The following is an 11908-nucleotide window of genomic DNA, read 5'->3' on the forward strand; positions in this document are numbered from 1 at the left end:
ATTGCTGGCGTTCACATTCAACCGTATTAACCGACAGTTCCGGGAGCATTGACCATGGCCGATATCATCGATACCGCAGCAGAGATTGAAGAGCTTCAGCGTAACGCTGCCCTTTCCGCTCACCGGCTGAACCGCAATGCCGTATCAGCTGAGCGTTGTGAAGAATGCGACGAACCAATTCCCGAGCCGCGGCGCGCTGCCGTTCCCGGCTGCCAGACGTGCGCAGAGTGCCAGGGTGTTATCGAACTTAAGAATAAGCAAAGGGGAATGTGATGTGGCCTATATGCAAACACTGCGGCCGTATGTGCTGGAGTGAATGGTGTATTAAATGCGACAAGCGGGGGTGAAGTGATGGATTACAGCAAGCTAGGCGATTTTGAGATAAACAAACTGGTCGGCGATGTCGTTTTCAAAGGACTATGGTCATGCAGGCCGGGCACTGCGGGAAATAAAAGTGACTCATGGTATTACGGTAACGCGGATGCTTCGCTCAACCCGCTATCACCGCTTCCCGACTACTGCAACGATGCGGCTGCCGCATGGCCGATAATCACCGCAAATAAAATCAGCATTTACGCAATGAGCGAAGCGGACAAAAGAGGCGGTTGGGGGGCCGAGGCTTTTCATCCCAACGATGCATATAGCTTTAACGATAACCCACTTCGTGCCGCAATGATTGTCTTCCTCATGATGCAGGAGTCAGCCAATGTTCCAGCTAATTCAACGGGGTCAGATTTACGCTGACCAGCACGGTTGGCCCGTCATAATCCACAGTTGCACATCACAGATAGTCCGATACTGGCGACAGGGCCGGATCAACACCGCTTCAATCGACCGTTTTAACAATGATTTTGAGCACCTCGATCACCGTGAGGCGGCACAGATACGCGCCGAACTGGAGACGAGCGAGCATATTAAATTGCTGCGCGCCCAGCGTGCTGCGTGAACATCGACATAGGCCCATCAGGGCTTTTTTTACGCCCGGAGATTAACGAATGCGAGTAGATAATGAAGTTCTGAACGTACTGAGCGCGGCAGAGTGTAATGGCCCGCAACTCTTCCTTACCGGTCAGCTTGATCGCAACCTCTACACCAGAACAAACAAAGTGCTGGAGGCGGCTGGAGGAAAATGGAACCGCAAAGCCAAAGCGCACATTTTTGATACCGATGCCTCAGATCGCATCGAGCAAATTATTCTCACCGGTGACGTCGTTGTACCAAAGGATGATTTTGAGTTCTTCCCGACCCCGCCAGCTGTAGCCGAACGAGTAATAGAATTGGCAGATATTCAAAACGGCATGCGGGTTCTTGAGCCAAGTGCTGGTAAGGGAGCCTTAGCGCTGGCCGCTCAACAATCAGCTTTGGACGTTAAAGTCGATATGTTCGAACTGATGCCAGAAAATAATGCTCACCTTCACAGTATGAATATCAAAAACGCGAAAATTGGTGACCCCATAGACTTCCTTTCTGTTGAGCCGATGGCATCTTTCGATCGCATTGTTATGAATCCTCCTTTCGGCCGACAGGCAGACATCAAGCACGTTTCTCATGCACTGAAATTCCTTAAGCCGGGCGGCCTGCTGGTATCGGTAATGGCTTCTTCTGTGACGTTTCGCAGCAACAAGCTGACAACTGATTTCCGCCAGCTCATAGAGGAGCGCGGCGGCCACATCGAAGAACTACCTGAAGGTGCATTTAAATCATCTGGAACGATGGTGAATACCGTCATCGTGGTCATTCCAGGCTGACGCAACTGATAGCCAGTTATGAGCTGGCTATTGGGTGCGAAAGCACTGCTCCGTTATCCCCCATTTTGCCCGGCTCCGCGCCGGGTTCTTTTTTGCCTGGAGGAAATGCATGGTTGAGGCAAAAACACTGACAGCCAGACAGGCGGCCGAGCTACTAATCACCTCACCGAGAACTGTCTACCGTCTTATCGACTCGGGGCAGTTGGCCGGGAAGAAGATCGGGAACAAATACCGAACGACCGACGTCGCCTGTATTGCGTATTTACATGACCCGCGCGATCCTGTTCCTGCGAGCGCGGGTGAACATAAAGGAGAAATTTTATGTCAATCACCCTCAGAGGCGGCGTATGGCACTGTCATTTCGTTACGCCGTCAGGGAAAAGAATTAGACGATCTCTTGGTACGGGGGACAAGAAACAAGCGCAGGAGCTGCACGACAAGCTGAAGGCTGAAGCGTGGCGGGTTGATAAAATTGGAGAGCTGCCGACGAGGACGTTTGAGGAATGTTGCATCAGGTGGATCCGCGAGAAGGAGCATAAGCGGTCACTCGATGACGATAAGACCAAAATCGAATATTTCCTGCGGCATTTCTCCGGCCGGGATATTTCAACCATCACAGCTGATCAGGTTCATGAGGCTGTTTCGAAGATGGTCAACCGTAAGCATATTCAGGTCTGGGAGTCGCGCAGGGACGCGGCTATACGCCGGGGGAAGGAACCGCCTCCGTATGCTGAGAAACCGGTAAGCCAGGCCACAAAGAGTCAGCACCTTTCTTTCATGCGATCTCTGTTCAAGGCTGCGGCTAATGACTGGGGCTGGATTAAAACGGCCCCGGTTATAAAAACGAAAAAGCCGATCAGCAAACGCATCCGATGGCTGACCAGGGACGAGGCAGAACGGCTTATCTCCTGCATGCCGGAGTCGATAAAGCCGGTGGTGATATTTGCACTGGCAACCGGCCTGCGCCGCTCCAACATCATTGATCTGGAGTGGCAGCAGGTCGATATGCAGAGAAAGGTTGCATGGGTAAATCCGGAGAACGCGAAGGCGGGCAAGGCTATCGGCGTGGCTCTGAATGATACCGCATGCAGGGTGTTAAGGGATCAGATCGGGAAAAGTTCCAGGTGGGTATTCGTTCACACGAAGCCATCAACGCGCCCGGATAAAACCGTCACTCCGGCTGTCCGCAAAATGCGAGTGGATGACAATGTCGCCTGGCGCATTGGACTGGAAAGAGCGGGTATAGAAGACTTCCGTTTTCATGACCTCCGGCATACCTGGGCGAGCTGGTTAATTCAGTCCGGCGTTCCGTTGTCAGTTCTGCAAGAAATGGGCGGCTGGGAGTCCATCGAAATGGTACGTCGATACGCTCACCTGGCACCGAACCACTTAAGCGAACACGCACGGAAAATTGATGCCATTTTTGGCAACCATGACACAAATACGACACAAGGAGAAAATCAGGCTGGCTTGAAACTGGCGTAAGCGACTGTTTTTAAATGGCACGCCCTGTAGGATTCGAACCTACGACCTACGGCTTAGAAGGCCGTTGCTCTATCCAACTGAGCTAAGGGCGCACGGAGAAGAGTGTACTTCGCGGTGGTGAAACGCCTGGAATTATACGGTCAATGCGTAGTGAGTCAATGCCTTTTCCGCCTTCTCTGGCGATAATGACTAGTTGATTGTAAATACGGCTGTTTTTTCAACATTTATCCCTCTTTTACGGGCTGCGAAAAGGCTTAGCCGCTTTTAAGTAACGCCTGCTGTTTTCCTGTTCACTTCGCCTTCACACTGTCCTGCGGTATCCCGGCCGCCAGGAGGCTGGAAGTGAACAGGACGACGGAGTGACAGCGCCAGACCAGACAGGTTTCCCCTCGCACGTGCAACACATCTCACGCGACATTACAGGCATCAAGCTTGAACCCATTGTCGCCCTCTCCTCATCGCGCACGGTAGGGGCCGAAGTGCTCAGCGTGTTGTCGCCGCATCAGCAAAGCGAAGGCTTTTTCCGCGACTTGTCCGCCGCCGGGGCGCTTATGCTGCTGGAAGCACAGATCGCCGCGTTAAAAAACCCCTTCCCCTGTGACAACCTTTTCATAAATTTGCCGATAACCGTTCTGACCATACCGGAAATGTTCCAGCGTTTACTGCAACTGAATAGCCCACCGCTGAACATTGAACTCGTGGAACCTGCCTCGTTCTTTTCACTCTCAGACCCGGCACGTCTGAGGGTGAGTTGTGCGCTTCAGCAGTTGACCGCGCAGGGGCACCGGATCTGGCTGGATGATATTGATGAAGCGTCAGGACGTGCATTTTTAGCCTGCCGCCTGCCGTTAAGCGGAATAAAAATCGATAAGATCGCTTTCTGGCGTTTACGTGCAACGCCGGCGCTGACACAGCTGGTCACGCTTTGTTCAAAAATCGCTACGAATGTGCTCATTGAAGGCATTGAAACAGAAAGGGATCGTGCATGCGCACTTCAGGCTGGCGCGCGCTTCGGTCAGGGATATTATTGGCCATCCTGGAGATGGCAGGAGGACTGAACGGTCATCGCCAAGAGGGAAGCTATGCGAATGACAGTGCGCCGTTATCGGCGTCGTCGGACAGGAAGTGATTCACTGGGTTCTACGCACTCGCCTTTTGCTCTCCCATTTTTTGATCGTCTCGAATATTTGAGCCAGTCAATCAACCAGACCCGCAAAACCGATGCTCCCTTTATCATTCTGGTCACACAGGATAATTTTTTCCGTTCCGGTTTTCTGAGCGGGCAGTCGCCCCTGAGCAATTGCTGCGACTATTCCACGCTGGATGCCGCCCTCAGTGATTTAAATCACTGGCCTTCATCGCGTCTGGTCGTCGACATCGAGAGCCGCGCCTCGCCGCTCATTGACCTGCTGGACCGATTACGCCGCCACAGCCTGTTCGCCCCCTACCTGACACCCTACCTGCTCGTCCGCGCCGATGATTATGATGCCCGCCTGTTTTGTAAAGCGGCTGGCCCTTTTCATGTGCTTGAACGCCAGCTTACGGCGCTGGCTATGCAACAAACTTTGCTGGAAGCGCCCTCCCCTCCCGGACACCGTAAAGAGTGGTTTTCCCGGGATGAATGGCCGATCTTACAGGCACTGTCGCAGGGTAGCTCCTTGCGCCAAATCGCGCAGTTACAGAACCGCCCTTACAGCCGCATTATTTACCGTCTCAGCTGCATCCTGGCGAAACTTGGGCTGAATCATCGTCATGAGTTGCTACATCTTCTCAACAACCTCTCAGATTTCACGTATTAACGTATTCAGTAACCCCTTAATTCCTAAAGACCTTTAGGAAATTACTTAGGATATATGTTAAATTTTTGTGTTTTTTAACAAAACTTTCGATTTTATAACTATTCCTAATTCTTCATCTTCAACCCTGCAAAATGCTGCCTGCACGCTCGATGAGAGTGGTTTTATCCATGCGTTAAGGTTCTGGCGTTTCCGTTAACAGGATGATAATGGTGTAAAAACAAGCGATTCACCTGTAAAAGAAAGCGATGAGAGGTGAAGAAAACAGCAGATAGTGCTGTTCTGTTGTTTGGATCGTTAATCTGGCATGAGATGTTTGAAACGGGGGGATAACGTACGAACAAGCGGATATCTGGGAGGGCGGACGGGCGGGAAACAGGCTGTCACAGCCCTCGCATTTTTAACATTTGATTAACACACAGTAAGATCGTTTATTTTTTGTTATTACATAAAGATGAAAGTGTGTGGTAAATGCAATATCAGGACATTTTTGCTAATTTTAAAAAGTTAGCGATTCAGATCCAGAAGATAATAATCAGCAATATATGGATATTAATTTACAGGCTTTTCGGACAATACTTAAACGGTATAATAAGACGTGTTTGACACGCGAATAAGAAAAATCATTTTGCCATAACCAGCCTTATGAGATAACTGCGCTGAGGCATTGATATCACCACTACGTAAACAAGGATGCTTTCGCTCTTCCCAGGGACATTTACCGTACAAGGATCTGCGCAATTATCCTTCCGGCTTTTCGAGAGTTTTAACAAAACTCAGCATAACGCTTTTAACAATCTGAGGCATAAAAAATGAAACCGGCATCCGTTATCATTATGGACGAACACCCTATCGTCAGAATGTCGATAGAAGTCCTGCTACAGAAAAATAAAAACATCCAGGTTAAACTGAAGTCAGGCGACAGCCACGAAGTACTTGACTGTATACGCAATCACCCCATTGATCTGGTCATTCTCGATATTGAAACGACGGGCACAGATGGGTTCGTATTACTGAAAAGAATCAGGAACTTAAATAAAGACATTAAGGTTCTTTTCCTCTCTTCAAAATCTGAAGCTTTCTACGCAGGGCGCGCCATCCGCGCCGGGGCAAATGGTTTTGTCAGCAAGCGAAAGGATCTGGGGGAAATTTATAACGCGGTGGAAATGATCCTGACGGGCTATTCTTTTTTCCCCTCAGAAACATTGAGCTTTATAAACCATCTTGGCTCCCGGACAGGTGCCGCTGTGGATATGCCATTATCGAATCGTGAGGTGACGGTTCTGCGATATCTGGCGAACGGATTATCAAATAAGGAGATTGCGGATCAATTATTACTTAGCAACAAAACAATTAGCGCCCATAAGTCTAATATCTTTTCCAAGCTGGGTGTGCAAAGTATCGTTGAATTAATTGATTACGCGAAAGCGCACGAATTACTGTAACCCTGCACTCTCCCTGCAACGTATAACCGTAACAGGGAGAGTATATCCGATTAATTATAATTAATCATGAATGTTGCATCGGCGTCAGCCCGGCCCGGCTGTGGGTTATCCGCCGTGGCGATATAATTGGCATAAAACGACAGTTCGGCATTTCCCTGCGCATCTACCGACACCGTCTGGCTCGCCTGCTGTAAGGCGAGGCGCGTTTTATCCCGGTCGAGGATCTCCACGGCCACGTTGCTGGCTGCGCTGGCATCATTCAGCGCCAGCAGGCTGTTATCATGCCCGTCAACCTTCCCCGTAAACGTGACCGAAGCCGCCCCAGGCGGGCATCCGGTCAGCTTAAGGGTGAACGGCACAGGCTGCGTCCGGCTTCCCGTTGTGCGAAGCTGCTTCGTTGGCCAGGTGCCGAGCGTGACGGTTTTATTGCTGTCATCCCCCTCCGCCACGCAGGTAAAATCGACGATATTGCCGTAAAGCTGAATGTTAATTTCCCCAAGCGCCGTCTCTGCATACGCATGGGGGCAAAGCGCAAAGAGCGCGACGGCTAAACACCGCATCCCGTTTCGCATACCTGCTCCTTAGTCGTAGTCGACGCGTAAATAGCCGCGCGAGGTAAAACGCCCCTCGGCAGGTTTTTTCCCGGTTACGCTGACGGGCCACGCGCGGATCCCCACCTGCGCCTGCGCGCTGTCGTCCAGACGGAACGGAATTTTACTGGTCAGGTTGTTCGGCGTCAGCGGCACGCCATTACTGTTGGCAATCACAAAGCCCACATCCGCGTTATCGGAAACCAGCGTACTGCCTGAAACCTTCTCCGCTTCAACGCGCATCGTCAGCATGGCGTTCGCCTCGACGTTAGTGCATTTTATGCCGATGGTTTTGCTTTGCGCTGAGACACCCTCCGGCTTATTCCCGATGCCCGCTTTACTGAACAGGGAGGCGCCGATGTCCCCAAAATCGAACTCCACCACATTCCCGGCATTAATTTCACAGCTCTGAGGCACCTGAATGGTCCCGCTGTAGCTGATGGTATAGACCGGCGTGGTGAGGGGATCCGAGGAGGTGGTGGTGACGTAAACCCGGAACATGGTCGCCCGGGGGATCACCACCATATTGATAAAGCGTCGGGTCACTTTAAGCCGAAAGACGAGGCTGGAATCCTGTACGCCAAACGGTTTGTTTTTAGACACATTCGGGTGGCTCCCCATCTGAATGTATTTTTTGGGCGGATAAAACGTGCCAGTGGAGCTGTCGGTGATTTTCATCGCCCCGTCCAGATAGTCGTTAAGCTTCAGATACTGGTAGCCATCGCTGGTGCCGGTGACCGGGAAATCGGTCACATAGCTGCGCTTGGTGGTGTTCCCGATCGTTCCCTTAGGACAGACGGCGTTAACGCCCACCCACTGGGACTTCTCGCTGAGCGTGACCACCTGCCCCACCTGGTTATTGGAACTGTTGAATTTGTCCGTCAGGTCGTAATACACCTCCGTCGGTACGCCATTTTCATTGACGCAGACGGTGGCGAACGCCGCAGATACCGGCAAAAACGCCAGAAGGGATAACCCCAGATAATGGATTTTATTCACAGCGGATCCCCTTAAGTGTGATCGCCTGTTGCAGGCTCTGTTCTGGCAGGCTGTAAGGTGCACGACACTGGGACTGTTTCCCGTCTCCCCACTGAATCAGCAGTTCTCCGCTCAGCGGCAGCCCGCTCAGGTAAATCTGGCCGTCATCTCCCACCATGCTGGTGACGCCGCTTTTGGTCTCACGCACCACCGCCCCAAACGGTACAGGCTGGTTATCGCGCTTCACGGTGAGCAGCGCGCGCACGCCGATGCGGGTGTCAAAACTGGCGCGCACCAGCGCACCGTTCGTCGGCACGACGCTGGAAACGTTATTTTCAATGTCGGTGTTGTTGCTCATGGTGTTGGTGTCGAGCGCCACGCGGTTGTAACGGTACACCGTGGCGTACGGCATTACCGCATAGCCACGCCAGTCTGTTTTGACGCCGGTCTGGTTTTCGACGCTGACGCCTGACGCACCCGGCGCTTTGATCAGAACGTTGGTATCGCCCAGCGGCTGACTGAATGTGATGCCGTCGGAATGCCCCACCACGCCGCCGGAGAGCTGCCAGTTGAGGTCATGCTGATCCCGGGTGTAGTTGTAGCCCACGCCCAGCGTGCCGTACGTCGCCTGCCAGTTGGCACTGGCGCTGCCGCTGGCGCCGTTGTTGCTGGTGTGGCCCTGCGTGACGCTGTAGTTCAGGTTACGATCCTGGAGCAGCGTTCCGCTGATCCCGGTCTGCCAGCTGGTATCACCGTCGCTGTTACGGCTGGCTGAGGCCGTGGCATAGGCCCGGTCGATCGCGCTGTCGCGACGGTAGCCGTGACGGGTAAACAGGCTGAACGGGACGGAGACGTTGAACGAGGCGATCCGGTCGGTTCCGTCAATGCCGACGGACTTGTTCCACGACCAGGATAAGGCGTAGCTGATCCCTTTCACCCCGCCCGCGTAGCCGAGCTGGTACCAGACGTTGGACTCGCTGGTGCCCCAGTAGCTTTGCTGGCTGCCTGAGACGTACAGCGAACCGTAATCGCCAAGAGACTGGGAGATATTGAGCTGGAATCGCCCTTTTTTATTCAGCGTCAGGTTGTGATAGCTCTGCACGTCCGGCACGCCGTCATCATCCTGATCGTCGCCATACTGGTAGCCTTCCATTGTGCGCCAGGCCACATCGTCGAGGGTGTAGAAGCCTTTGGTCGAGTAGCGATAGCCCAGTAGCTGGAAGTTGGTGCCGAATCCGTTAAGGGATTTGGCGTACAGGAACCGCAGGGACTGCCCCTCATGGCGGCTGTCATCCGCAAGCTGACTGCGGGCATGCGTGAGATCAAGTGAGACCGCCCCCCAGTCACCGAGGTTTTTCCCCGCGCCAATGGCAATGGCGGTATACCGCGAGGCCAGCTGCGTACCGCCGTACAGCGTATAGCCGTCGGCAAGGCCCGCTATCATCGTTCCCTGAGCGAAGAATGGCGTATCCTGCTCGCTGTTGCCGCTGCGATAATCCCCCGCCACCAGATCGTATTTCCAGCGTCCTTCACGCTGGAGCAGTGGGACGGTGGAATACGGTACGGTGTAGCGCTGCTGGCTGCCGTCCTTCTCTTCCACCGTCACCTCCAGGTCACCGCTTGAGGAGGTCGGGTTAAGGTCGGTGATCGCAAAGGCCCCCGGCTGCACATAGCTCTGGTAAATCACGTATCCGTTCTGGCGGATCACCACTTTGGCGGGGGTGCGGGCGATTCCGCGTACGGTCGGTGCGTAGCCTTGCAGGCTGTCCGGGTACATGCTGTCGGACGAATAGAGCCGCCCACCGCGAAAACCGACGCTGTCGAAGACATCGTTACCGGTGTTGCTGTCACCCAGCACCAGCTCGCTTTTCAGCGGGATAATCGTACGCTGCGCCCAGGTGCCGATATTTTGCCAGCTGCTGTGCCGCTGGCCGTTGCTATCGGTGTAACGCCACGCGCCGTTATTGCGTAATCGCCAGGCGCCATAGTTCAACCCGCTTTGCAGGTTCAGATAGTAGCTGTCGTCGTCGCTGCCCCGGTTGCCGGTAAAGCTGTAGTTCAGCAGCGCGGCGGGGATACCTTCATCCCACTGTTCAGGCGGAATATACCCCCGGGCGCTGTTTTGCATCGCCACCTGAGGCAGGCTGACGTTAAGGCGCAACGAGGCGAAGTTAAACGCCGTTTCGCTGCCGGGAATGGCCGTGGTGAGGGGAACGCAGGTATCGCCCTGCACGTTGCTCAGTTCCGGGAAGGCGGCGATATTGACGCCAAAGCGATCGAGCATCGCGCGCGTTATACACGGCGACAAACCGCCCGCGACCGGCGGCGTGTTGTCAGCTTGCTCAAACCGCACATCCTGCGTGCCGATAAACTCATCGTTACGCCAGATATCGACGCGATAGACGCCAGGTGCCTGCTGATGGCCTTTTTCAAAACGCGACAAATCCGCCACGTTCGCCGCGTCATCGGAGAGAAACGCCGGGTTAAAGTAGCTCTCGCCCCAGCCAGCCTGTGGCCAGAGCGTTGCCATCAGTGCCAGCGCAACCGGGCAGTAACGCCATTGAGTGTTCATCGCCCTGTCTCTGCTCACAGGCTGACGCTACGCGCCGGGGTAATGGCGCCATAGTCGTTCACACTCTGCCAGGAGAGCGTGCCGCTCGCTGCGGTGGGCAGCACTTGCTGCGCCGAGCTTTTGGGGGCAACCATCAGGTTATCCAGGGTCTGACCGCCAAGTTTCAGATTGACCAGCGTGACGTAATACGGCGAGGCATTGCTCACCTTAAGATGGTTGCCGACGCGCTCAAAGCGCAGCTGTGAGAGCGCCTCTTCCGGCGGCATCGCCAGACTAGCCGGGCGAACAAACAGCTTGATGCGAGACAGAATGGCCAGTTGCAGGACGTTGTTGCCGTCCTGATGTTTTTTGCTGACGGAGGGAATCGCTTTGACGTTCATGTAAAAAAGCGATTCGCGATCGGCAGGCAGCGCCGGGCCTGCGTAGATAATGCGCAGGGTGTTTTCGCTGGCTGGCTCGCTGACAAACAGCGGCGGCGTGACGGCAAAGGTTTTTTCCTTTTGCCCGTTAGCATTTTCTATCCACGCGTTAATTAAATAGCGCTCTTGTTTATTGCTGTTGGTGATCGCCAGCGACGTTTGTTTTGCATCGGCCGGATAAATAACGCGCGTCGCGCCCAGCGCAATTCCGCCGGACGCATTCGCGGTGGCAGAAATCATCATCAAAATAAAAGATAAAAACAGTCCAGGTTTAATCAGGGTGTTCATCACAACCGTACCTTTAATAATTAGTTCGCAGGCGTCAGGGATAAATCAACGTAAACCAGACATTCGACTGAATAGTGCCTGGTACAAGGTGTTCGGATATTGCCCGGTAGCGGGCGCTGAAATGAAATGCCAGCTCGCGGGTATTAATGGGCAACCAGCTCACCGCCGTCGCGTTCGGGATGATTTGGCGTTGCTGTTCGTCAAAAAGCGCCAGCCCGACACCACTGCTGACCGCGTTTTCCCCCGGCCGCGATGTCGCCAGGAAAACCTGCGGGTCTTCTGCCGGTGTCACTCCCTGGAACTGGATCCCTACGGTGCGGGAGACGTCCACGCTGCAATCCAGCAGGCGTACGGTGAAAGGCACATTAACCGTGGAAAAGCTGCCGACGCCGGAAAAGGCGTTTGTGCGGTATTGCCCCATATCCACGCGCATATTCTGGCTGTCCGGGGCCACGGCGCAGCCGCCGTTAACCAGCTCTCCCCTGAGGTGTACTTTGCCGCCGTCAATCACAACGGTATGTGCGTTTACCGCTGGGGCAATCGCAAGGGCACACAGCAGTATCCCAGTCCTTGTCATCCTTCGCTCC

14 protein-coding genes and 1 tRNA gene are annotated in these 11908 nt (G+C 53.8%); 9 read left to right on the plus strand and 6 right to left on the minus strand.

All coding sequences use genetic code 11. The annotated features are described in order from the left end of the window. Positions 1-54 precede the first annotated feature (54 nt). The 6 genes from BH712_RS08580 (at position 55) to BH712_RS25130 (ending at position 3233) form a co-directional block, all read left to right on the plus strand. Complete coding sequence (locus tag BH712_RS08580) at positions 55-273, plus strand: TraR/DksA family transcriptional regulator (protein ID WP_006809800.1); 219 nt, start codon at positions 55-57, stop codon at positions 271-273. Between the two features lie 78 nt (positions 274-351). Then, complete coding sequence (locus BH712_RS08585) at positions 352-744, plus strand: phage protein NinX family protein (RefSeq protein WP_006809801.1); 393 nt, start codon at positions 352-354, stop codon at positions 742-744. Continuing rightward, positions 707-946: a DUF4222 domain-containing protein gene (locus BH712_RS08590; protein ID WP_032673615.1), complete on the plus strand. Its 240-nt coding sequence runs from the start codon at positions 707-709 to the stop codon at positions 944-946. Before BH712_RS08585 ends, BH712_RS08590 begins: the two co-directional genes overlap by 38 nt. Before the next feature lie 49 nt (positions 947-995). Continuing rightward, complete coding sequence (locus tag BH712_RS08595; protein WP_006809803.1) at positions 996-1748, plus strand: methyltransferase; 753 nt, start codon at positions 996-998, stop codon at positions 1746-1748. Between the two features lie 109 nt (positions 1749-1857). Continuing rightward, on the plus strand, positions 1858-2193 hold the full coding sequence (locus BH712_RS08600) for a helix-turn-helix domain-containing protein (RefSeq protein WP_071850067.1): 336 nt from the start codon (positions 1858-1860) through the stop codon (positions 2191-2193). Beyond that, positions 2076-3233, plus strand: a complete 1158-nt coding sequence (locus BH712_RS25130) for a tyrosine-type recombinase/integrase (protein WP_230372939.1) — start codon at positions 2076-2078, stop codon at positions 3231-3233. The genes BH712_RS08600 and BH712_RS25130 overlap by 118 nt, the downstream gene beginning before the upstream one ends. Before the next feature lie 15 nt (positions 3234-3248). On the opposite strand, the gene BH712_RS08610 is transcribed toward BH712_RS25130, so the two are convergent. Next, a tRNA-Arg gene (locus BH712_RS08610) sits at positions 3249-3325 on the minus strand. Positions 3326-3628: 303 nt separating this feature from the next. Here BH712_RS08610 and BH712_RS08615 point away from each other — a divergent pair. The 3 genes from BH712_RS08615 to fimZ all read left to right on the plus strand — a co-directional run bounded on the left by BH712_RS08615 (position 3629) and on the right by fimZ (position 6474). Then, complete coding sequence (locus BH712_RS08615) at positions 3629-4291, plus strand: EAL domain-containing protein (protein ID WP_006809805.1); 663 nt, start codon at positions 3629-3631, stop codon at positions 4289-4291. 24 nt (positions 4292-4315) lie between these two features. Further along, the gene (locus tag BH712_RS08620; RefSeq protein ID WP_032673616.1) at positions 4316-5032 is read left to right on the plus strand and encodes a helix-turn-helix transcriptional regulator; all 717 of its coding nucleotides are present in this window, start codon (positions 4316-4318) and stop codon (positions 5030-5032) included. An 809-nt stretch (positions 5033-5841) separates the two neighbouring features. Beyond that, positions 5842-6474 carry a fimbria biosynthesis transcriptional regulator FimZ gene (gene fimZ / locus BH712_RS08625; protein WP_006809809.1) on the plus strand — a complete coding sequence of 211 codons (633 nt, stop codon included), beginning with the start codon at positions 5842-5844 and terminating at the stop codon, positions 6472-6474. Between the two features lie 50 nt (positions 6475-6524). Here the strand turns inward: fimZ and sfmF are convergent, their stop codons facing one another. Genes sfmF through fimI form a run of 5 tightly spaced genes read right to left on the minus strand, consistent with a single transcriptional unit; the run spans position 6525 to position 11898 of the window. After that, entirely contained in the window at positions 6525-7046 is a 522-nt protein-coding gene (sfmF, locus tag BH712_RS08630; protein WP_006809811.1) for a fimbria assembly protein, read from the minus strand. Positions 7047-7055: 9 nt separating this feature from the next. Then, entirely contained in the window at positions 7056-8063 is a 1008-nt protein-coding gene (fimH, locus tag BH712_RS08635) for a type 1 fimbria D-mannose specific adhesin FimH (RefSeq protein WP_006809812.1), read from the minus strand. Beyond that, entirely contained in the window at positions 8056-10614 is a 2559-nt protein-coding gene (locus BH712_RS08640; RefSeq protein WP_006809813.1) for a fimbrial biogenesis usher protein, read from the minus strand. Before BH712_RS08640 ends, fimH begins: the two co-directional genes overlap by 8 nt. A gap of 14 nt (positions 10615-10628) precedes the next feature. Then, positions 10629-11321, minus strand: a complete 693-nt coding sequence (gene fimC, locus BH712_RS08645; protein ID WP_006809814.1) for a type 1 fimbria chaperone FimC — start codon at positions 11319-11321, stop codon at positions 10629-10631. Between the two features lie 34 nt (positions 11322-11355). Beyond that, positions 11356-11898 carry a type 1 fimbrial protein subunit FimI gene (gene fimI, locus BH712_RS08650; RefSeq protein ID WP_032673618.1) on the minus strand — a complete coding sequence of 181 codons (543 nt, stop codon included), beginning with the start codon at positions 11896-11898 and terminating at the stop codon, positions 11356-11358. Between the last annotated feature and the right edge of the window lie 10 nt (positions 11899-11908).

The organism is Enterobacter hormaechei ATCC 49162 (assembly GCF_001875655.1).
Taxonomy (GTDB): Bacteria; Pseudomonadota; Gammaproteobacteria; order Enterobacterales; family Enterobacteriaceae; genus Enterobacter; species Enterobacter hormaechei.

What these genes read in the sequence shown, in the direction of transcription:
- BH712_RS08640 (WP_006809813.1), bottom strand. Translation starts at nt 10,614, where the DNA reads ATGAACACTCAATGGCGTTACTGCCCGGTTGCGCTGGCACTGATGGCA.
- BH712_RS08585 (WP_006809801.1), top strand. Translation starts at nt 352, where the DNA reads ATGGATTACAGCAAGCTAGGCGATTTTGAGATAAACAAACTGGTCGGC.
- BH712_RS08580 (WP_006809800.1), top strand. Translation starts at nt 55, where the DNA reads ATGGCCGATATCATCGATACCGCAGCAGAGATTGAAGAGCTTCAGCGT.
- sfmF (WP_006809811.1), bottom strand. Translation starts at nt 7,046, where the DNA reads ATGCGAAACGGGATGCGGTGTTTAGCCGTCGCGCTCTTTGCGCTTTGC.
- BH712_RS08620 (WP_032673616.1), top strand. Translation starts at nt 4,316, where the DNA reads ATGCGAATGACAGTGCGCCGTTATCGGCGTCGTCGGACAGGAAGTGAT.
- fimC (WP_006809814.1), bottom strand. Translation starts at nt 11,321, where the DNA reads ATGAACACCCTGATTAAACCTGGACTGTTTTTATCTTTTATTTTGATG.
- fimI (WP_032673618.1), bottom strand. Translation starts at nt 11,898, where the DNA reads ATGACAAGGACTGGGATACTGCTGTGTGCCCTTGCGATTGCCCCAGCG.
- BH712_RS08600 (WP_071850067.1), top strand. Translation starts at nt 1,858, where the DNA reads ATGGTTGAGGCAAAAACACTGACAGCCAGACAGGCGGCCGAGCTACTA.
- BH712_RS08595 (WP_006809803.1), top strand. Translation starts at nt 996, where the DNA reads ATGCGAGTAGATAATGAAGTTCTGAACGTACTGAGCGCGGCAGAGTGT.
- fimZ (WP_006809809.1), top strand. Translation starts at nt 5,842, where the DNA reads ATGAAACCGGCATCCGTTATCATTATGGACGAACACCCTATCGTCAGA.
- BH712_RS08590 (WP_032673615.1), top strand. Translation starts at nt 707, where the DNA reads ATGTTCCAGCTAATTCAACGGGGTCAGATTTACGCTGACCAGCACGGT.